Here is a 21045-nt window from a genome sequence, read left to right on the forward strand (position 1 = left end):
ACGACAAATTATATGGCCGATGGCCATGCCGACGTCCAGCAGGCGGGCCGGTCAGACCGGCTGCAACCCATGGGTCACGATCTTGTCGATCAGGTCGCGATGGCGCGGCAGGCCGGCGCGCAGCTTCGCCGTCATGGCGGCGTTTTCCCGCCGCGCGCGATCCGCCAGATGGGCGTCGCGCGCCAGGGCGGGCCGGTCGACCTCCGTGCGGAAGCCCATGCCGTAGAGCACATATTGGTAGCTCGCCGCCGGGAAGACCTCCTCCACCCGGTCGAACTCGTCGAGGAACCAGGGCGATTGATAGCGCCACAGCAGCATCAGTTCCTGCAAACGATCGGGAATCGTCTCCTCCCGGACATTGTCACGCCAGAAATCGCTGTCTGTGCGCTTCGTCAGCACATAATGCAGCTTCAGGAAATCGATGATCCGGCCCCAGCGATAATGGGTCGTCGCGTTGAAGCGGGACGCGACGATGTCCATCACCTCGCGGCAGGCGGGCATCTGTTCGGCGATGATCTTGGCCGACAGTTCGATGAGGACGATGGCCGACGCCTCCAGCGGTTCGAGGAAGCCGGCCGCCAGCCCGACGGCGACGCAATTGCCCTTCCAGAAGGTTTCGCGATGGCCCGAACGGATCGGGATCTTCCGCGCGCTCAGCCCTTCGGCCGGCGGGCCGATATAGGCGCGCAGTTCCCGTTCCGCCTCTTCGTCCGAGATATGGTTGCTGGAATAGACATGGCCGATGCCGCGCCGGGTCGGCAGGCCGATGTCCCAGATCCAGCCCGCGCTCTGCGCGGTGGAAATGGTGTGGGACGCCATGGGGCTGTCGGGCCGATCATAGGGCACCTGCATCGCGAGCGCGGTGTCGCAGAACAGCACGTCGTTGCAGTCCCTGAACGGCACCTTCATCGCGCCTTCGATCAGCAGCGCCTTGAATCCGGTGCAGTCGACGAACAGGTCGCCTTCGATCTCGCCGGCCTGGGTGGTGCGGATGGCGCGGATGTCGCCATCCTCCTTCATCAGCACCTGCTCCACATCGGCCTGGACATGGCGCACGCCCAGCTTTTCGGTGCAATGGCGTTGCAGGAAGGGCGCGAACTTGCCCGCATCGAGATGATAGGCATAGTTGGCCAGCGCGTCATATTCGGCGGTGGCGATCGTCTTGGGCGCCAGGCCGTCGTCGCAGATGCGGCCCTGCGAACAGACGCTGTCGCAGAAACTTTCGTCTCCGTCGCCCGCCAGCCAATGGGGCGCCAGGTTCACCTGCCCGAAATTCTGGGGCAGCATCAGCGGGTGGTAATAGCCGTCGTCGGGCGTTCCCGTCGTCCATCGGGCGAAGCGCGCCCCTTGCTTGAACGCGGCGTCGCACTCGCGGAACAGGTCGGTTTCGGAAATGCCCATGCGCGACAGGGTGGTGCGCAGCGTCGGCCATGTCCCTTCGCCCACGCCGATGATCGGGGTGTTGGGGGATTCGACCAGGGTCACGGTGAAGCCGTTGCCGATGCGGCTGCGATGGCGGGCGGCGATCACGCCGGCGGTCAGCCATCCGGCGGTCCCGCCGCCGACGATCACGATGTTGCGGACGGGATGGATCATGTCGAAATTACCCATGAAAAGGGAGGGGATGTCAACCGACATCCCCTCCAGGGCGAGACAGGTTAGAAGCGGTAACGAACGCCTGCGGTGTACCGCCGGCCATAGGCATAGACGTCCAGCAACTGGTTGCTGAACCGACCATGGGTGCTGACCGTCTCATTGGTGAGGTTCAGCGCCTCGCCGAAGATGGTCAGTTGCTTCGTGATGTCGAAGCTGGTGCTGAGGTCGACCTGCAGCGCCTCGTTCACGAAGGTCGGTTCGGCGCCGAAGGCAGAATTGTTCTGCGCCTGGCCGAAGGCCTGCAGATACTTGTCGCGCCAGTTGACGGCGGCACGGATCTGAAAGCCGTTCTTGTCGTAGAAACCCACGAAGTTCGCGCTGTTGGCAAGGCCGGTCACCGCGAAACCGCTCTGCGACAGGTCGGTCCTGTCATAGGGCTTGTTCGTGTCGACGAAGGTGGCGTTGGCATTGAAACCGAAGCCGCTGTCGCCGAAGACATGCTGCCATGCCAGTTCCACGCCCTTGATCGTCGCGGACGGGCCGTTGACGCGCTGCGACACGGTGAAGACGGCCGGCTGGCCCGTCGTCGGATCGACCACGCCGTTGATGGTCTGGCGCTGCGTACCGGCAACGATGAAGTTCGACACGTCCTTGATGAAGAAGTTGACCGCCGCATAGGAGTTGCGCTGATAATACCATTCCGCCGCGAAGTCGAAATTGTCCGCAAGGAAAGGCTGCAATCTTGGATTGCCGCCGGTCGCGGTCAGCGCGCCGACGCGTTGGCCCACGCCGACGTTCAGCACGGGCGTCAGGGTGTTGAGCGAAGGACGGGTCAATGTGCGCGATGCGTCGAAGCGAAGGTGGAAATTGTCCGTCACCTCCAGCTTCAGGTCCAGACTGGGAAGCAGATAGGAATAGCTGCTCTTGGTCGAGATCGGCTGACTTTCGGAGAAGGTGACGTTGAGGAGCGTCGGGTCGGCGGCGCTGCCCGTAAGGGCAATGGGCAGGCGACCGACGCCGCTGGACGTCAGGTTGGTGATCTCCTCGCGAACGCCCGCATTGAAGCGGAACGGCATCCCCGCAATCTCATGTTCGAAATTCACGCTGACATAGGCGGACCAGGTTCGTTCCCTGATGTCCTGGACGCTGCCGGGATCGAGCGCGAGGTCGAAGGCTCCCGTGAAATTCGGCCCGACCGTGGGGTCGGCATAGTTGAAGCCCGGGATGTTCGTCGTCTGCGGATTGCCCAGGCCTTCCAGATATTCCTGATAGGCGCGGGGGTCATAGGCCAGCAGTTCCGGCGGCAGATTGCCGGAGAAGCCCGGAATCCAGTTGTTCAGGCTGATCGGACGACCATAGAGGCTGGTCGGGATCGGCACGCCCGTATTCCGGCCCGAAGGTGTGCCGTAGCCTGCATAGGCCTGCCAGAAATTATTGGCGAAGGTGTTGCGGTTCTCCAGCCTGAAGCGGTCCTCCATATAGCGGCCGCCGAACTTCACGCGGAAGCTGTCGTCCTCCCAGGTGCCGCCGAGACGGAATTGCTTGATCTCATCGGAGTTCTTCTGGACCGACCGCACGGTGACGTGCGAACCGATGATGGTGGGATCGCTCCAGCGCGACTGATCGCCGGCCGGGCCATAGGTCGTCAGTTCGGGGAAGCTGTTCTTGCTGTCGCCGGTCACGCGGACGCCCAGCGCCGTGCCGAGCAGGCCGCCATAGCCGATGTCGCCATTCTCGCTGCCGATGCGGTTGCCGGGGTTCTGCCGGCTCTTGGCGTAGGAGGCGTCGGCTTCGAACTTCAGATTGTCGGTCGCATCCCACTTCAGGTTGACGCCCACCTGATTGGTTTCCAGCAGACGGCTGTCGCGACCGGCCGTGAAGTCGGTCGGCGTGCCCGCCTGGATGAAATTGATCGTCGTGCCGTTCTCGTCCTGCTCCACATTGCGCAGGTCGCCCTGGTTGAACCACATGCCGAAACCGGAAATGTCGGTCACGATCTTCTGGCGCGAATAATTGTCGTCGATGGTCAGCAGCACGTCGTCCGAAGGCTGCCACTGGAAGGCGATGCGGCCGTCGATGCGTTCATCCTTGGTATAGCGCTGGTCGGCGCCATATTGCTGCTGATACCAGCCGACGACATTCTGCCGGTTGGTCGGGGTCGCCCAGGCGGCGGATTCAGTATCCGACGTCGGCGAACAGCTTGCGGCGGTGCTGCCTGCAAGCTGGCACGGCGCGAACCGGCCGCCCTGCCAACCCGAAACATAGACGCGGTTCACCTGGGTGTCGCGACGGGTATAGACCGCGTCGACAAGGATGCCCATGGTGTCGTCGGCAAAGGTGGTGCTGAACAGGCCGCCGATCGTCGGCACGATCTTGCCGGCATCATCCTGCACCGATCCGGCCGCACTCATCGCGACGCGAGTGCCGGGGCGATCGAAGGGCTTGGGGTAGGAAATATTGACGGTGGCGCCGATAGAACTGCTCGACAAGGAAACGTCGGGCGTCTTGAGGACTGCCAACTGACCCACGAAGTCCGATCCGACAGTGGTGAAGTCGACCGAGCGACCGCCGGTAGCCGTCGAAATCCTGCGGCCGTCGATAAGGGTTTCGTTGAAGTCTCCCGCGAAACCGCGAACGGTGATGCCGTCCGGCTCGCCGCGCGAACCGGCGCGATTGATCGACACGCCCGGCAGGCGCTGGAGCGACGCTGCGACGTTCGAATCCGGGAATTTGCCGATGTCCTCGGCCGAGATGACGTCGACGACGCCCGATGATTCGCGCTTGATGTCGAGGTTGCGCTGCAACGAGCCGCGAATGCCCGTGACGATGATGTCGGCCTCGCTCGCCGATGGGGCAGCGGCATCCTGCGCTGCCTCCTGCGCATGGACCGGCGTCGCGATGGCCAGGACCAGCAGGCTTGCCGTCGCGGCCAGCGCGGCACGGCCACGCCCCTGCTCGGCTTTGTTCATTCTATACGTCATGATCCTCCCCTTGTTCAGACAATCTCGCCCAAACGCCGCAGCACTATTGCCGCGGCGATCATGTTTTCTTGATCAGGGTGATTTGCCCCGCTTTTCTAAGCGGATTCGATCATCCTCACCCAGGTCTTCTTTTTGTCCGAGGAAAATGGTAGCGCTATCTAAACGCGTGATCAAGCGGAATTGTATGCGTAATCATAATAGGCCAGGATGCGGCCTCCGCATGGGGAAAAAGCCGTCCGAAGCGACAGGCCGGGCACGGCGACAGGATGGGAGAGGATATGGAAACGGTGGAATTGCTGAACAGCGAGCTTCACGCGGCCCTGCGGATGCGGCCCGCGCATCAGGGGGCCGATCCCTTCGTCAGGATCGTGGTAGGCGAATTTCCGGCGGCGGCCGTCGCCTGCCCGCTGCTGTTTTCCAAGCATGCGGAGACCGGCGCCTTCTATGCCGGCGCGCTCATGGGCTTCAGGAAGGGGGAATGGCTGATCGATTCGCCCGACGGTCGGCCGGCATTCCGGCCGCTGGAGGCGGACCGGGAGGGTTTCTTCGCCTTGGGGGAGAGCATCGCCTTCGACCCCGGCCATGACCGTTTCGCGGACCGTTTCGCCGGGCAGGAGGGCGAATCGCTGTTCGATGCGCAGGGGGCGCCGACCGCATCGCTCAAGGCGGTGCAGAGCGCGCTCGGCCGCCTGATGGCGAACGCGGAGGCGACCGACGCCTTCATCGCGGAGATGCTGGCCCATCGCCTGATCGAGCCGATCGACATCTCGCTCAACTTCGACGACGGGGAGCGGCTGCGACTCGACGGGCTCTATACGATCAGCCTCGACGCGCTCGGCGATCTCGACGACGCGGCGGCGCTCAAGCTGTTCCGCGCCGGCCATATGCAAAGCGCCTATGCGATGATCGGGTCGCTGCGGCATATCGCGCTGATGGCCCGCCGCCGCAACGAGCGGCTGGCCGTGCCGGCCTGAACATGGGCGACGCGGCGCCATCGGTCGAAGAGTTCGCCTCGGAGGACATGGGGTCGGCGGACGATCTTCGCGCGTTCGCCGCGCTGTGCAGGCCGGCCGTGATCCGGGGCAGGTTCAGCGACTGGCCGGCGGTGGCGGCGGGCCGGCAGGGCGGGGCGGCCGCGCTGTCCCATATCGCCCGGTTCGCCGCGGGATCGAGCGCCGAATATTTCACCGCCGGCGCCGAGCTTGGCGGGCGTTATCATTATGGCGAGGGGCCGGGCGGATTCAACTTCACGCGGGAGACGGCAAGCATCGGCGACGCGCTGGCGCGGATCGCCGCCAATGCGGAAAGCGGCGGCGAAACCGCCTATCTGGGATCGCTGCCGGCGGATTCCCATTTCCCCGGTTTCGCGGAGGAGAATCCCTGCGGCCTGCTGGGCACGGGCGTCCATCCGCGCCTGTGGATCGGCAACCGATCGACGGTCGCCTGCCATTATGACGGTTACGACAATCTTGCCTGCGTGGTGGCTGGACGGCGGCGCTTCACCCTCTATCCGCCGGACGCCATCGGCGATCTTTATGTCGGGCCGGTGGACCATACGCTGTCCGGCCAGCCCGTTTCCATGGCGGCCAGCGCGCCCGACGCGGCGACCGCCTATCCCCGTTTCGCGGCCGCGCGGGCGAGGGCCGTCGTCGTCGATCTCGCGCCGGGCGACGCGCTCTATCTGCCCAAGCTCTGGTGGCACCAGGTCGAGGCGCTGGATCATGTCAACATCCTCGCCAATTATTGGTGGGATGGATTCGCGGCGGGGCCGGACGCCCCCTATGCGGCGATGCTGCTGGCGATGATCGCCATTGCCGAGCGGCCAGGGCCCGAACGCGCCGCTTGGCGGGCCTATTTCGACCATTATGTCTTCCGCCCGGACGGGCATCCGCTGGCGCATTTGCCGGAGGAACGCCATGGCGTGCTGGGGCCGCTGGCGAAGGGCAATTACGGCCGCATCCGCACATTGGTCATGCGGATGCTGCGCGGCGGCTGAACCTGATCCCGCCCTTTCCCGTCCGTCTCGATTTCCGGAGCGGCGAAATGAACGGCTTTATGATGGTAGCGATAACAAAATAGGTTGCCGCCGCGGGAAAATGGATTATCCCTGCGTCCAACGGTCCGGCACAGGGCCGCGACAGGGAGGAGCGAACGGCCTATGTTTTCCCGCCATATCATCCGCGATTTGGGCTTGACCGTCAGCCTGGCCGCGCTGGGCGCGGCTCCGGTGTCGGCGGCGCCGCGTTTCGACCCGATGTTCGGCGATCATGCGGTGATCCAGCGCGATCATCCGGTGACGGTGACGGGCAGGTCAGATCCCGGCGAAGCCGTTTCGGTCACGCTGGCGGGTGAGGTCCGTCAGGTCCGCGCCGACAGGGAAGGCCGCTTCACGGCGCAGTTCGGCCCGCTCGCCACCGCAGGGCCGGTGACGCTGGACGCCCGTGCTCCCTCAGGCAGCGTGGTTGCGCAGGATGTCGCCGTGGGCGATGTCTTCCTCTGTTCGGGCCAGTCGAACATGGAACTGGAGGTCCGCAACGCGCAGGACGCGGTGGGGCAGATCCGCGCTTCGGCCGACGATCAGTTGCGCCTGATGCTGGTGCCGCGCGCCGTCGCCGACGATCCGTTGCGCGATTTCCGGCAGGCGCCGTCCTGGCGCCCGGCCGGACCCGACAGCGTCGCCGATTTTTCGGCGGCCTGCTATTATATGGCGCGGGAATTGCGCAAGACGGCGGGCGTGCCCATCGGCGCCATCGCCAGCAGTTGGGGCGGATCGCGGATCAGCCCGTGGATGGGGGCGCGGGCGCAGGCAGCCGTCGGCCAGGCGGCGCAGTCCGCGCTGGTATCGCTGCACGGGCGCGATCCCTTCGCGGCGGAGCGGGCGGCGAGCGCCGAATGGGAAAAATGGTGGCGCGGGGCGACCGGCGATGCCGTCGGCAAGGAACCCTGGCAGCCCGGCAGCGCCATCGCCTGGCAGGACGTGCCCCGCATCGGCCCTTGGGAGGAATGGGGCGTCCCAGCGCTGGCGGACTATAATGGCATGGTCTGGTTCCGCCGGGAGATCGAACTGACGGCGGCGCAGGCGAAGCAGCCTGCCACGCTTTCCCTGGGGCTGCTGGACGATGTCGGGCGGGTGTGGATCAACGGCAAGCCGGTGGCGATGAGCGCGCGAAGCTGGCAGCCGAGCAGCTTCGACGTGCCGCCCGGCGTGCTGAAGGCAGGGCGCAACGTGCTGATCGTCAATGTGCAGGACAATTATGCCAATGGCGGCCTGTCCGGCCCGGCGGAGGCCATGAAACTGGGGCTGGGGCAGGGCGGCGAACTGCCGCTGGGCGGGGGATGGCGCTATGCGGTCCCGGCGAGTTCGCCCGCGGGCGCGCCGCGCGTGCCCTGGGGCGACACGACCGGCTCCGGCACGCTCTATAACGGCATGATCGCGCCGCTTGGGTCGATAGGGCTGAAGGGCGTCGCCTGGTATCAGGGCGAATCGGATGTCGACCTGCCCGGCTATGCCGAGCGCATGAAGGCGATGATGGAGGATTGGCGGCGGCAGTTCGGCGCGCCGGACCTTGCCTTCGTCGCCGTCCAGCTCGCCGCTTACGGCCCGCCGGCGACGCAGCCGGTGGAAAGCGGTTGGGCGGCGATGCGCCAGGTGCAATATCAGGCGATGGCGTGGGATGCGCATGGCGGCCTTGCCACAGCCATCGACCTGGGCGACCCGTTCGACATCCATCCGGGCGAGAAGCAGGAGGTCGGCCGCCGCCTGGCACGGGCGATGCGCGCCGTCGCCTATGGCGATCCGGTGTCGCGCAGCGGGCCGCAGGCGGCGCGGGCAATGGCGACGACGGACGGCGGCGCGGCGGTGGAGTTCACCGGGCTGACGGGCGGGCTGCACATGCGCAGCGCGCGTCAGGCGATCGGCTTCGAACTGTGCGGAGCGGAGGCGGGAAGCTGCCGCTTCGTGCCCGGCCGGGTGGAAGGGACGCGCATCATGCTGGCGGGCGATGGCCGTCCGGCGACGCGTGTCCGCCATGCCTGGGCGGAATCGCCGGTCGTCAACCTCTATGACGAAGCGCCGCTGCCGGTCGGATCGTTCGAGCTGCCGATCACGCGCTGACGGGCGAAGGGGGATCAGCGCAGCAACGCCGCGTCCCCCCAGCTCACCGGCACGGCATTGCCCCTCACGCCGTCGGCGCGGGCGACCAGTTCCAGCAGCTTGATCCCCTTCACGTCCGCGGCGATGGCCTGGGCCGGCGCGCCCCGGCGCATGGGCGGCGTGCTGGCCAGCGGCCTGCCGTCGCCATAGAGGAAGAAGCGCACCGCCTGATCCCCGTCGAGCGCGCTGTCGTCCACGCCCACCTGCGCCGCGAAACGGGCGAAACCGGCGTTGCGCACTTCAAGCCGGCTGTTGGCGAGAATGCCGATGCCGGAGCCATAGGTCTTGCCCGCGATGACCAGCGGCTGGTTATAGGGGGTGAAGTCCGCCATCGCGCCGCCCCATCCGGCGTACATCGGCCGCTCGCCGATGCCGCGCGTGCCGCGCCAGTTGGGGATCGAACGATAGATGGTGGGATCGGGTTCGGGCTGGACCACGCCGTCCGCCGCCGGATTCACCATGCCGGGCTGTTCGGACAGGTAGAGGCCGTCGGCAAGCGTCCGGTCGCCCCTTGCCCGGAACACGACCGTTTCGCGGGGAGCGACGCGCAGCTTCATGTCGCGCATGAAGCTGCTCCTTTCCCCGGTCCAGAGATTGGCGAGCGCGATGGGGCGGTCGGCGCGGAACTTCAGGTGATCGGCGGTCAGGATCGCGTCCACCGGCGCAAGGCCGCGATTGAACAGGGCGACCGCCTTTTCGCCATTGGCCAGCGTCTTGACCAGGATCTGGAAGCCGTCCGCGTCGAAAGCCATGACCGCCTGGTTGCCGGCCTGGTCCTGGTTGAGCGCGATGATGTCGGCATTGCCGAAAATGTCGATCAGCGGCTGGGGCGTGGTGCGCAGGTCCGCGCCGATCAGCAGCGGCGCGTTCATCATCGCCCAGAGCGAGAAATGGGACTTCGCCTCGATCAGGTGGTTCGCGTCGAAATCGCCCTTGCCGATGAACAGCATGTCGGGATCGTTCCAGCTTCCCGGATGCGCGTACAGGGCACGGCGGGCGGCGCTGTCGTAATTGGTGAGCATTCGTCCCCAGTCCGGCGAAATGTCGTCGCTGGTGCGCGAGATGTTGCCGACATCCTTGCCCCAGCTCCGGACATTGGCGCTGCCCCAGATGCAGAGCGAGAGCATATAGTCGCCATCGGGATTATGCCTGGCGAGCGACTGGTTGATCTCGGCGAACAGCGCCTTGACCGCCGGGATGTTCGAACGGCTGATGCTGTGCTGGTCGATCAGCGGCGCGAGGGCGCGATATTGCCCGCTGCGCACCCGTTCGGCGTCTGGCGCATAGGCGCGGATGCCGCAACCGTCGACCTTGATAGCGTCGAAGCCCCAGTCGGCGAAGAAGAGGCGGATGTCCTGGTCCGTATGGCCGTAGAGGCCGACTTCGCGCTCGGCCACGCTGCCTTCGGGAAGCTGCTCGCTGCCGTCGGCATAGGCCTGTGAACAGATGTTGCGGCCGAGGTCGGAATAGATGCCGGCCTTGAACCCCATGGCGTGCAGGCGGTCTGTCAGCGGACGGAAACTGGGGTCGCCCTTGACCCGCGCGGAGGGGAATTTGTCGGTGCGGATCATCAGCCTGCCGTCGCTCGCCCGGCGCCTGATCCACCATCCATCGTCGATGTTGATGTAGCGATAGCCCTTGCGCGCGAGTCCGGCATCGCGGATGCGCTGCGCCGATCCCATCAGCTTTTCCTCGTCCACATGGGTGAAAAAGGCGTTCCAACTGTTCCAGCCCATGGGCGGCAGTTGCGCGCTGCCGGCCTGATAGGCGCTCCAGCGGCCGGTGGGGGCGAGCGGGTCCGCCATTTGGGCGGAGAGGGAGGTGCCGGCGCAGAGCGCGGCGAGCGGCAGGAGGAAGCGGTGCAGGGTCATGCGAAATCCTTGGGCGTCAGCGTGACCGGCGTTCCGGCCTTCAGGACAAGGGTGCGGCTCCCGGCGCCGAGGCGAAGGGTGCGGGGGCCGCCAAGTTCGGGGCGAAGGATGGCATGGTCGAGCCGCCCTTCGCGCCAGTGGAGGTCGACGGCGCAGCGGCCCCGCGCCCGCAGGCCGGCGACGCGGCCGGCAGGCCAGGCCCTGGGCAGCGCGGGGAGCAGGTCGATGATGTCGCCATGGCTGTCCATCAGCATTTCGACGATCCCTGCAGCGCCGCCGAAATTGCCGTCGATCTGGAAGGGCGGATGGGCGTCGAACATGTTGGGATAGGTGCGTTCCGGTCCCAGGAGGAAGCGCAATATGTCATGCGCGCGGTCCCCCTCGCGCAGCCGCGCCCAGAGGTTGATGCGCCAGGCCGTCGCCCAGCCGGTGGCGCGGTCGCCGCGTATCTCCAGCGTGCGGCGGGCCGCGGCCGCCAGGGCTGGCGTGCCGTCCGGCGTGATCTGGCGCGAGGGGTGGAGGCCGTATAGGTGGGAGACGTGCCGATGGTTCTGCTCCGGCGCGTCCGCATCCCAATCCTGCTGCCATTCCTGAAGCTGGCCCTGCCGCCCGATCCTGTATGGGGCCAGCCGGTCGCGCGCCGCCCGCATTTCGGCGACGAGCGAAGCGTCCCGGTCCAGGATCGCCGCGGCTTCCATCGTCCGGGTGAAAAGATCGCGCAATATCGCCATGTCCATCGTCGGCCCGGCGCAGATCGTGCCGCCATGGCCATGCGGATTTTCCGGACTCATCGACGGATTGGTGACGAGGAAGCCGCTGGCCGGGTCGCGCTGGAGCGTGTCGAGGAAGAAGCGCGCCGCGCCCGCCATCAGCGGGTAGACGGAGGCGAGATAGGCGCGGTCGCGATGATAGTCATAATGGTCCCAGAGATGCATGCACAGCCACGCGCCGCCGGTGGGCCACAGGCCGAATTGCGCGCCGTCGATGGGCGCTGTGGCGCGCCACAGGTCGGTATTGTGATGGGCCACCCAGCCGCGCGCGCCATACATGCTCCGCGCGGTGCGTTCGCCCGTGACGGCAAGGTCGCGCACCATTTCCACCAAGGGGACCACGCATTCGCCGAGCGCGGCCGGTTCGGCGGGCCAATAGTTCATCTGGGTGTTGATGTTGATCGTATATTTGGAGCCCCAGGGCGGGTCGAGGCTGTCGTTCCATAGCCCTTGCAGGTTGGCCGGCTGGCCGCCGGGACGCGACGAGCAGATCAGCAGATAGCGGGCATAGTGGAAATAGAGGGCGGCCAGCGCGGGATCGTCGCTGGTCTGTGAATCGGCGATGCGCCTGTCTGTGGGAAGCTGCGCCGCTGGCGCGCTGCCGAGGTCGAGGGTGACGCGGCGGAAGAGGCGCCGGTGCGCGTCGGCGGCGTCGGCTGCAATGGTTGCGAAGGAACGGTCCCTCGCCCTGGCCAGGGTCGCTGCGGTGCTGGCGACGGGATCGCCGCCGACATCGTCGAACCGCCTGAAGCCGGTCGCCATCGCGAGGAGGAGAGTGACCGACTTCGCACCCCTGATGCTGAGGCTTCCGTCGGCGCTGTGGGTGGCGTGGCCGCCCTCCACGCGGGCGGCCAGGCGGGCGGCGAAGCGGAGATTGCCATCTATCCCCTTGGAGGCGCCGTTGCGGCCAGTGAGCAGAAGGCCGTTGGCGCCGTCCGCCGCGACCTGAACGCCGCTCTGGGACGAGCGGAGGGAAATATCGACGTCGAGCCGGCCGGTCGAGGACAAGTGGACAGCAATCACATTGTCGGCGGGAGAGGCGATCGCCTGACGGACATGCGCGACGCCGCCGGCGGTGAAGCGGGTGGTCGCCGTCGCGCTGTCCAGATCGAGTTCGCGGTGATAGGCGGTCGCCTGCCCAACGCCCGGAAAGTCGAGGATCAGGTCGCCCAGCGTCTGATAGGGCATTTGCGCCAGCGGCTTTGCCATCAGCGTCTTGTCGGCCAGCGCTTCGGCCTCCGCGATCCTGCCCGCGAAGATGAGTTCGCGCACCTGGGGCAGGTTCGCCTTCGCCTCTGGATTGACCGGATCATAGGGTTGGCCAGCCCAGAGCGTGCCTTCGTTGAGTTGCAGCCTTTCCCGCGCCACTCCGCCGAACAGCATCGCGCCAAGGCGTCCGTTCCCGATCGGGAGCGCTTCCGTCCACGTCGCGGCGGGCTGCCGATACCAGAGCGTCAGCGGATGCGGCGCTGCGGGTTCGGCGTCTGCCCGTCGGGCGGCGGCAAGCGCGGCGGTGCCGGCGGCCATCGCCATCATGGTTTCGCGCCGGCTGAGGCTCATGGCCGCACGCCCTGCGGAAGCGGCATGAGGGTGAAGCTGTCGACATCGAGATAGCCGCCAGCCGGCGCGGGATTGTAGCAGGAAAGCGCGATCTGCTGCCCCTGGAAGGTGCCGGTGCGCCAGTCGAAGGCCAGCGGGAAGCTGCCGCCCACCTCCGTCCATTTCCGGTTGTCGAGGCTGTAGGCGACGCGGCCGACTTTTGCGTCGAAATCCATGTCGGTGCGCAGCCAGAGCATGCGGCCGGCGATGGACAGGGACGGGACGCGCACCTCCGTCCGGGGACCGCCCGTCGTGCTTTCGGTCAGCATCATGCGGAGCGACCGAGCGCCTTTCGCGCCGCCGACGACGGAGAGCTGGGCGCTATATTTGCCGAAGCTGCCCAGCCCGCAGACATCGCCCGCCCTGATGCCGGCCGTGTCCAGCTTCGCGACGGCGCGCATCTTGGGCCCCTGCGCCTTTTGCGTCAGCGTGTTGCGCGCGGTCCAGATGCCGTCGGCCTGCGTAGCGTGGAGGCGCAGGAAGCCGGGACGTTCCTTCAACGACCATTTGCCGTCGTCGGGATTATGGTTCCACTGCCACTGCAGGCCGAGCTTGCGGGACGAGAAATCGTCGGAAGAGGGCGGTTCGGCGAAGGGGTAGCCGGCGATCGGCTTGGGCGAGCGTTCCGGGACATGATCGGGCCGGTCGGGCGTGCCCCACCAGGGCCAGCCGTCCTTCCAGAAGATCGGGCTGATGTTCGTCATGCGGCCGATGGCGCCGGCGTCCACCATGACGAAGCCGTACCAGCTGCCGTCGGGCATATCCACGATCGCCCCCTGGTGGCCGCCGGTCCTGTCGTCGATGGAGGCCTTGGTCTCCCATGGTCCCCAGAGGCTGCGCGAGCGCGATACGGTCATCGCCAGCTTGCCGGGAATGGCGTTGAACAGATAGTACCAGCCATCGTGGCGGATGATCTTCGATCCTTCCGCGCCCTTGTTGTAATAGGCGACCTTCGCGGCGGTAACGGCCGTCAGGTCGTCGTTCAGCGTCAGCAGCGTCACCGTGCCGTCGCTGCCGATGGAGGTGCCGAGATAGGCGGTGCCGTCCGCGTCGATGAACAAGGCGGGATCGAAGGCCTCCCGGTCGAGTTCGCTGTAGGTCCACGGGTCCTCGATCTTCGCCGAGCGGTAGATCCGCGTCCTGTGCCCGACCGGCGTCACCGCGAGGTAGAACATGCCGTTGTGGCGACGCAGGCTCGCCGCATAGAAGCCGCGGCGATAGTCGCCGCCATCCTTCAAGTCATAGCGCGGGTCGCCGTCGAGCCGGTTCACGACATGGCTGGCGATCCGCCAGTTCACCAGATCCTTCGAGTGCAGGATGGTGATGCCCGGCGCATTGGCGAATGTCGTCGAGACGAAGTAGAAATCCTCCCCCACGCGGATGATGTCGGGGTCGGGATAATCGGCGAAGAGGACCGGGTTTCGATAGGTGCCGTCACCCTGGTCCGACCGCCAGACCTGCGCGGGCGCGGCGGCGGCGAGGCTGGCGGCAAGGGCCAGGGCGGCGGCACGGAACATGACCGGCCCTCTCACGACGCCGGCGTGTAGCGATAGGGGCCGACCACCGTTCCGACGAAACCGCCGGCTTTCCTGGTGCTGAGCAGCGTCGCGTCGAGACCCTCCTTGAGCGTCGCCTTCCGCCCGCCGACGGCATAGTCGAACGCCATCGTCCCGCCGGTCACGCGCATGGTGAGGGTGATGGGTCCGTTCGTGGCGACGGGGGCGGAGGCGACCAGCGTGTCGGCGTCGGCGGCGTCGCGGGTGTAGAGCGCGACCGCCGGCTTGCCGGCGATGCGGGTCAGGCCGAAGAAGAGGTTGCTGCGGTCGCTCTGCACCGCGGCGAGGCCGGCGCGGTCGCCGTCCTTTGTCGGCCTGTAGCGCAGCGTGGTCGAAAAAGTGGCGTTGGAATGCTGCTGGCGGCGGCCGATGAAGGCGGGGACGCCGCCAAGGTCGCCGACCGCCGCGCCGCTCTCCAGTTCCAGCGCCCCGCCCCTTAGCCGGTAGAAGGGCTTTCGCGGCGTGCGAATGCCGATCCATTGCATGGGCAGCGACTGGCCGTCGAATTCCTCGACATAGGAAAAGTCGCCGCTGGTGGGCAGCGGCGGTTTCGGCTGGGCGGGCAGGGCGGGGGCCTTGAGCGCATGCGGGATCGCCCGGCCCCTGGGCAGGATGATCGGCCAGCCGTCCTTCCATTCGACCGGCAGCAGGAAAGTCTCCCGCCCGATATTGTAATGATCGTCGGCGTCATAGGGACGCACGGCAAGGAACGTCGCCCACCAGTCGCCCTTCTGCGTTTGCACCAGTTCGGCATGGCCGGCCGATCCGATCATGTCCGGCCGGGCGGGGTCCAGGTCGCGCTGGGTCAGGATAGGGTTGCCCTCATAGGGGGTGTAGGGGCCGCGAAGTTCCTTTGCGCGGAACACGACCTGCGAATGGTTGACGCTGGTGCCGCCTTCGGCAGCGGTCAGGTAATAATAGCCGTCCTTGCGGAAGATATGCGGCCCCTCGATCCAGACGGGCTTTTTGCCGATGTCGACGCCGCCGTTGACGATCTGCGTGCTCTCCCCAACCATCCTGCCGGCGCGCCAGTCGAATTCCTGGATCCAGATGGCGCGATGGCCGTCATAGCGGGGCGGCTCGTCGGGGGCGCGGTTGTTGACGATATAGGCCTTGTCCCCTTCCCAGTAGATGGACGGGTCTATGCCCTCGAACGGCAGCCAGACCGGGTTAGACCAGGGCCCCGCCGGGTCTTTCGCCGTGATGACGAAATTGCCGCCGCATTCGACGCAGGTGTTGACGATGTAGAAGGTGCCGTCATGATGGCTGATGTCCGGCGCGAACACCGCCTGGGAAATGCGGCGGCCGTTGAAGTCCAATTGTTCCGGCCGGTCGATGGCGTTGCCGATCTGCGTCCAGTTCACCAGGTCTTTCGACTTGAAGATCGGCAGGCCCGGATAATGGGCGAAGGACGAATTCACGAGATAATAATCATCGCCCACCCGCATGACCGAAGGGTCCGGATAATAGCCGGTCAGGATCGGATTGCGATATTCGCCGGGCCTGACCGCGACCTGCTCCATCGATGTCCCCTCATAGGTGAAGCGGTCGAACCGGGCGGGGGCGGCCATCGCGGCGGTGGCGGCGGCCGGGAAAAGGGACAGCAGCGCGAAGGGCAGGGCCGAAAAGCGCGAGGTCCGGTGCGTCACGATCAATCTCTCCTCGAAGCGCCGGCCATGGGGCACGGTCGCGTGCATCCAGTTATGATAACGCTACCATACACATGTGTCGAGCGGAATGCCGGCCTTCGCGCATCGCCGCTTGCATCATGCCGCGCCTTTGTCAGCCCAGGATGATGCGCCGCGCCGTCCCTTCGGGATCGTCGACCATGCGGCATTGATTGTCGAAGATCATCGTCCGGCACCGGACGGCGTCGGTGGGCGTCCAGGCAAGTCCGGGCTGGCTGGGATTGCCGGTTCGGGCGAAATTGGCCCAGGCGGTGGCCATGGTGCGGGCCAGCTTCCGCGCTTCGGGCGTGTTGCCCGTGCCCTGGTCGCACAGCGCGCTATTGTCGAACACGAAGGCGAGATCGGCGGTGTGCCACGCGCCCGCGACGCCGTCCAGTTGGGGCGATTGCCACTGGAACAGATATTGGAACATGGGCGCGCTGCCCGGCCGCTTGTCGCGCAGGGCGACCATGGACTGGATGCGGTTGCGATAGCCGAGCGAAGCCACGCCGTAGGACAGGGTGCGGATCGCTTTCTCAGGATGGTCGCGCTTCATCTGGGCGATGAGCGCGTCGGCCCTTTGCGCGCCATATTGGCCGGCCAGTTCGGCGCGCCATTCGGCCTCGGTCGGGTTCTGGCCGAAGCGCATGCCTTCCTCGCTGGTGTTGCCGATCAGCATCGGCACGTCGCGCGACGCGTCCGGCGCGGCGTCGAAGAAGGAACGGACGGTTATGACCCGGCCGTCCAGGGTCGGGTTCCAGCCGACGCGGGGGCTGACGGAAGGGCCGCCGGCCGCGCGGGGACCGTTGATCTGGTCCGCCGCCTTGTTGCCTGCGGCGAACAGCGTCGCCCAGTCCATCTTCTGCAAGGCGCCGATGTCGCGGGGACCGACCCCCAGTTCCCTGACGACGCGGCGGGAGAATTCGCGCGATTGTTCCACCGTGGGGATATTGCCGCCGCCGCCCGACTGCGCCGCGGCGCGGTGGATCAGGCCCTTGCCCGACGGCATGCCCATCAGCGTCGTCACCTTCGACGCGCCGCCCGACTGGCCATAGATCATGATCCGGTCGGGATTGCCGCCGAAGGCCGCGATATTTTCCTGCACCCAGCGCAGCGCGGCGATGCAGTCGGTCATGCTGACATTGACCGACTCCGCATAGGGATCGCCCCCGACTTCGGTGAGGTCGAGGAAGCCCAGCACGTTGAGGCGATGGTTGATCGACACCTGCACCACATCATGGTGTCGCGCCATCTGCGCGCCGTCATGCGATGCAAGTTCGTAGGAGGAACCGAAGGCGAAGCCGCCGCCGTGGAAATAGACCATGACGGGCCGATTGCCCGACAAGGAGGGCGTCCAGATATTGAGCTTCAGCATGTCCTCGCCCAGGAAGCCGTCCGTCCATTGCTGGAGGAAGGTGTGTTCCTTCGCGCGAAAGCTGTGCAGCGTCTGGGGACAGTTCGCGCCATAGGCGAGCGCGGGATAGGGATCGGTCCACGCCTTGGGCGGCCTGGCGGGCAGCCAACGGTTCTCGCCCCCGGTATCGTCGCCATAGGGTATCCCCTTGAAGGTGAAGACGTCCCCGGCGACATAGCCGCGCACCGGCCCGTATCGCGTCCTTGCAATGGCATTGCGCGGCGTGGCGCAGCTTCCGGAACTGCCCGAAGCGCCGGCCGCGCGCGTGGCGGCAGCGGCTTCCCCGGCCAGCAGCGCGGCCGTGCCGCCCAGCGACGACGCCAACAGCGCCTGACGTCGATCGAAAAGCATGGCCCGTCCGGTCATCCTGCATCCCCTTGTCGATTATGATGCCGGCACTTTTCTGACCGGCGGCAAAATCCTATACGATCCGGGCGGCTCGTCAATAACTCCCACAAATAATTTCCAAGGCGCGTGTCCTTCCCGCTAATCCGTCGGATCGCGGAGCCTCAGTCCAGCGGGGCGTCGAACTCCTCCTCCCGATAGACGAAGCTGGCGAAGTCCGCCGGAGTGCCCCCGCCCGACAGATCCTGGCACGCCATGCCGATGAACGCGCCGGTGAAATTGGGCAGGCCGGGCAGGGTCACTTCGTCCGACAGGATGCTGGCGTCGTGGACATCCGGAAGCCTATGCCAGTCGGCCTCTCCATCGGCCCGCCAGGCGAAGGTCAGCCGGTCGCCGTCCACGTCGGCGCGCAGATCGATCGGATCGGGGGGCAATGCGTCCACCATGATGTCCAGGCTGTTGCCGGCCGGATTTTCCGGCGAGGCGCTCACGAGCTGAAGCTGCCGCCGGCCGTCCTCCGCGCTGACGCACAGATAATAGAATTTGGTGCTGTTGTAGTAATGGATGAGGCCGGCCGCCTGCTGGAAGCTGCGCGGCGCGAAGGAGAGGGAAGTCGTCGCGGTGAAGCGGAAAGCGGTTTGCCGTCGCGCCACGAGCGCCTGTTCGAACAGGCTGCCCACCGTTTCGCGGCCATAGAGGCGCAGGAAGCCGGGCCGCTCCCTCAGGCTGAAAAGCCTTTCGGGGGTCGGGCTGCGCAGCCATTGCAGATCCTGAGGCAGGTGGGGATCGTCGAAGCGGCCGTCCCAGGGTGCGGCGTTCCAGGAGGCGGGCGGCAGATTCGGCGCGGGCGGCGACGGATCGGGCCGCGCGTCCCCGGCAACGGTGCGCAACCAGCCATCCTCGCCCCACAGCATCGGCTGTATCGCGGTTTCGCGCCCCATGATGCAGCGTTCGCGCCCCGGCAAGGGACGGCCGCACAGATAGGCGAGCCAGGTGCTGCCGTCCGCCAGTTCCACCAGATCGCCATGGCCGGCGCGGGCGATGGGCACGTCCCTGCGGCCCGCGCTGGTCAGCACCGCCCCGTCCGGATGCACTTCATAGGGGCCGAGCAGGTCGGGCGAGCGGGCCATGACGACGGCATGGTCCCAGCCCGTTCCCCCTTCGGCGACGAGCAGATGATAGAAGCCGCCCCGCTTGTAGATATGCGGTCCTTCGGTAAAGCCGCGCTCCGTGCCCTTGAAGATCAGCGTCGGCTCGCCGACCAGTTTCAGCGTGGCGCGGTCCAGTTGCTGCGCCTGGATGCCGGCGAACCGGCCACGGCCGGGCCGGTGGTCCCACAGCATGTTGAGCATCCAGCTACGCCCGTCATCGTCGTGAAAGAGCGCCGGGTCGAAACCGCTGCTGTTGATGTGCGCCGCGTCCGACCATATGCCATCGATCGTCTCGCAGGTGACGACATGATTGGGGAAGTCGCGCAGCGACATGCCCTTCGCCCCATGGACCGTGGTTGCGCCGTAACGCTTGACGTCGGTGAAGACCAGCCAGAACCGGCCATCGGCATGGCTGAGGTCCGGGGCCCAGACACCGCAGCCGTCGGGATCGCCGCGCATGTCGAGTTGCCCGGCGCGTTCCAGCGGGCGGGCGACGAGCCGCCAGTTCACCAGGTCGCGGCTGTGGTGGATCTGCACGCCCGGATACCATTCGAAGGTGGACGTCGCGATGTAGAAATCCTCGCCCACGCGCAGGATCGAGGGATCGGGATTGAAGCCCCGCAAAATGGGGTTGGAAATGTTCGTCATCGCGGCTTGCGCACCATTGTCCACAAAATGGCGGCGCCGACCAGGTCGAGCACGCCGAGCAGGATGAAAAAGGGTTCATAGCCGACCCGGTCGACCATCTGCCCCAGCGAAAGGGAAAAGATCAGCACGCCCAGATTTCCGGCCAGCCCGGCCATGCCGGCCGCGGTCGCCACCTCGTTCCGGGCGAACAGGTCGGACGCCATGGTGATGACGGTCACGGACAGCGTCTGATGGGCGAAGCCGCCAAGGCAGAGCAAGGCGATCGCGGCATAGGGATTGGTGGCTAGGCCGACGAAGGCCATGCCCGTCATCAGCACGGCGCCCAGCGTGAAGGCCGCGCGGCGCGCATCGACAAGGTCGATCCCCCTGCGCTGGAGGAAGGCGACGACGGCCGGGCCGAACAGGCATCCAAGGTCCGCGGCCAGGAAGGGGAGCCAGGCGAACAGCGCGATCTGCCCCAGATCGAAGCCGCGCACGCGGGCAAGGTAAAGCGGCATCCAGAAGGACAGCATGCCCCAGACCGGATCGGCCAGCAGGCGGGGAAGCGCTATGCCCCAAAGGTCGCGCCGCCGCGCAAGGGCAAGCACGGAGGGCTTCTCCGGGCGCGCGGCCAGGCGCGCTTCCTGATTGTTCAGGATATAGTCGCGTTCCGCTTGGCCCAGGCGACGGTGCCGCGTCGGGCTGTTGTAATGGGCGAACCAGAGGACCGCCCAGATGAGGCCGATGCCGCCCGCCACGACGAAGGCCAGCCGCCAGCTATGCACCATCACCGCCCAGGCGACGAGGGGCGGGGCGAAGACCGCGCCGAAGGAAGCGCCGATATTGTAGATGCCGCCCGCGACGCCGCGCTCCCTGGCGGGGAACCATTCCGCCACCAGCTTCTGTCCGGCGGGCTGGGCCGATCCTTCCGCCAGGCCCAGCAGCCCGCGCAACGCGGCGAAGCCGAACCAGCCGTTCACCAGGCCGTGCGCCATGGTGATGACCGACCAGGCCGCGACGCAGATCGCGAACCCGACGCGCAGCCCAATGCTGTCGAGGAAATAGCCGGCCGCCGGCTGGAGCATCACGCCCAACTGGAACGCGCCGGTGATCCAGCCATATTCGACGCTGCTGATCTTCTGTTCGGTAAGGATCACGGGGGCGGCGACGCCCAGCACGGAACGCGAGAGATAGTTGATCACCATCGCGCCCACGAACAGGCCGATGATCGTCCAGCGGAATTTGCCGATCAGCGTAAGCATGGCGCCCAGCTTCTCAGCAAGCCACGGAATTGCCGCGTTTTTCGGGCAAGCAA

12 protein-coding genes are annotated in these 21045 nt (G+C 66.6%); 3 read left to right on the forward strand and 9 right to left on the reverse strand.

The genetic code is table 11. The features are described from left to right. Positions 1 to 51 precede the first annotated feature (51 nt). Both L286_RS32055 and L286_RS32060 read right to left on the reverse strand, forming a co-directional pair. Positions 52 to 1638: a tryptophan halogenase family protein gene (locus tag L286_RS32055; RefSeq protein ID WP_020819749.1), complete on the reverse strand. Its 1587-nt coding sequence runs from the start codon at positions 1636 to 1638 to the stop codon at positions 52 to 54. 20 nt (positions 1639 to 1658) lie between these two features. Then, complete coding sequence (locus L286_RS32060) at positions 1659 to 4565, reverse strand: TonB-dependent receptor (protein ID WP_020819750.1); 2907 nt, start codon at positions 4563 to 4565, stop codon at positions 1659 to 1661. A 278-nt stretch (positions 4566 to 4843) separates the two neighbouring features. Here L286_RS32060 and L286_RS32065 point away from each other — a divergent pair, with 278 nt between their 5' ends. The 3 genes from L286_RS32065 to L286_RS32075 all read left to right on the forward strand — a co-directional run bounded on the left by L286_RS32065 (position 4844) and on the right by L286_RS32075 (position 8691). Further along, complete coding sequence (locus L286_RS32065; protein WP_031286358.1) at positions 4844 to 5551, forward strand: SapC family protein; 708 nt, start codon at positions 4844 to 4846, stop codon at positions 5549 to 5551. A gap of 2 nt (positions 5552 to 5553) precedes the next feature. Next, complete coding sequence (locus L286_RS32070; protein WP_020819752.1) at positions 5554 to 6573, forward strand: cupin-like domain-containing protein; 1020 nt, start codon at positions 5554 to 5556, stop codon at positions 6571 to 6573. Positions 6574 to 6735: 162 nt separating this feature from the next. Beyond that, positions 6736 to 8691, forward strand: a complete 1956-nt coding sequence (locus L286_RS32075; RefSeq protein ID WP_020819753.1) for a sialate O-acetylesterase — start codon at positions 6736 to 6738, stop codon at positions 8689 to 8691. Between the two features lie 14 nt (positions 8692 to 8705). Here the strand turns inward: L286_RS32075 and L286_RS32080 are convergent, their stop codons facing one another. From L286_RS32080 to L286_RS32110, 7 genes are all read right to left on the reverse strand, one after another. Then, positions 8706 to 10601: an NPCBM/NEW2 domain-containing protein gene (locus L286_RS32080; RefSeq protein WP_020819754.1), complete on the reverse strand. Its 1896-nt coding sequence runs from the start codon at positions 10599 to 10601 to the stop codon at positions 8706 to 8708. Continuing rightward, positions 10598 to 12931, reverse strand: coding sequence for a glycoside hydrolase family 95 protein (locus L286_RS32085; RefSeq protein ID WP_020819755.1), 2334 nt, complete (start codon positions 12929 to 12931; stop codon positions 10598 to 10600). The genes L286_RS32080 and L286_RS32085 overlap by 4 nt, the downstream gene beginning before the upstream one ends. Continuing rightward, positions 12928 to 14487, reverse strand: coding sequence for a glycoside hydrolase family 43 protein (locus L286_RS32090; protein ID WP_020819756.1), 1560 nt, complete (start codon positions 14485 to 14487; stop codon positions 12928 to 12930). Before L286_RS32090 ends, L286_RS32085 begins: the two co-directional genes overlap by 4 nt. Positions 14488 to 14498: 11 nt before the next feature. Beyond that, a complete protein-coding gene (locus tag L286_RS32095; RefSeq protein ID WP_020819757.1) occupies positions 14499 to 16223 on the reverse strand; it encodes a glycoside hydrolase family 43 protein in 1725 nt (574 codons plus the stop codon). 85 nt (positions 16224 to 16308) lie between these two features. After that, the gene (locus L286_RS32100) at positions 16309 to 17973 is read right to left on the reverse strand and encodes a carboxylesterase/lipase family protein (RefSeq protein ID WP_020819758.1); all 1665 of its coding nucleotides are present in this window, start codon (positions 17971 to 17973) and stop codon (positions 16309 to 16311) included. 143 nt (positions 17974 to 18116) lie between these two features. Next, positions 18117 to 19751 carry a glycoside hydrolase family 43 protein gene (locus tag L286_RS32105; RefSeq protein WP_020819759.1) on the reverse strand — a complete coding sequence of 545 codons (1635 nt, stop codon included), beginning with the start codon at positions 19749 to 19751 and terminating at the stop codon, positions 18117 to 18119. Then, entirely contained in the window at positions 19748 to 20992 is a 1245-nt protein-coding gene (locus tag L286_RS32110) for an MFS transporter (RefSeq protein ID WP_020819760.1), read from the reverse strand. The genes L286_RS32105 and L286_RS32110 overlap by 4 nt, the downstream gene beginning before the upstream one ends. Positions 20993 to 21045: the final 53 nt, after the last annotated feature.

This window comes from Sphingobium sp. HDIP04, from assembly GCF_000445085.1.
Classification (GTDB): domain Bacteria; phylum Pseudomonadota; class Alphaproteobacteria; order Sphingomonadales; family Sphingomonadaceae; genus Sphingobium; species Sphingobium indicum.

What these genes read in the sequence shown, in the direction of transcription:
- L286_RS32100 (WP_020819758.1), bottom strand. Translation starts at nt 17,973, where the DNA reads ATGACCGGACGGGCCATGCTTTTCGATCGACGTCAGGCGCTGTTGGCG.
- L286_RS32055 (WP_020819749.1), bottom strand. Translation starts at nt 1,638, where the DNA reads ATGTCGGTTGACATCCCCTCCCTTTTCATGGGTAATTTCGACATGATC.
- L286_RS32105 (WP_020819759.1), bottom strand. Translation starts at nt 19,751, where the DNA reads ATGACGAACATTTCCAACCCCATTTTGCGGGGCTTCAATCCCGATCCC.
- L286_RS32060 (WP_020819750.1), bottom strand. Translation starts at nt 4,565, where the DNA reads ATGAACAAAGCCGAGCAGGGGCGTGGCCGTGCCGCGCTGGCCGCGACG.
- L286_RS32085 (WP_020819755.1), bottom strand. Translation starts at nt 12,931, where the DNA reads ATGAGCCTCAGCCGGCGCGAAACCATGATGGCGATGGCCGCCGGCACC.
- L286_RS32080 (WP_020819754.1), bottom strand. Translation starts at nt 10,601, where the DNA reads ATGACCCTGCACCGCTTCCTCCTGCCGCTCGCCGCGCTCTGCGCCGGC.
- L286_RS32110 (WP_020819760.1), bottom strand. Translation starts at nt 20,992, where the DNA reads ATGCTTACGCTGATCGGCAAATTCCGCTGGACGATCATCGGCCTGTTC.
- L286_RS32070 (WP_020819752.1), top strand. Translation starts at nt 5,554, where the DNA reads ATGGGCGACGCGGCGCCATCGGTCGAAGAGTTCGCCTCGGAGGACATG.
- L286_RS32090 (WP_020819756.1), bottom strand. Translation starts at nt 14,487, where the DNA reads ATGTTCCGTGCCGCCGCCCTGGCCCTTGCCGCCAGCCTCGCCGCCGCC.
- L286_RS32065 (WP_031286358.1), top strand. Translation starts at nt 4,844, where the DNA reads ATGGGAGAGGATATGGAAACGGTGGAATTGCTGAACAGCGAGCTTCAC.
- L286_RS32095 (WP_020819757.1), bottom strand. Translation starts at nt 16,223, where the DNA reads ATGCACGCGACCGTGCCCCATGGCCGGCGCTTCGAGGAGAGATTGATC.
- L286_RS32075 (WP_020819753.1), top strand. Translation starts at nt 6,736, where the DNA reads ATGTTTTCCCGCCATATCATCCGCGATTTGGGCTTGACCGTCAGCCTG.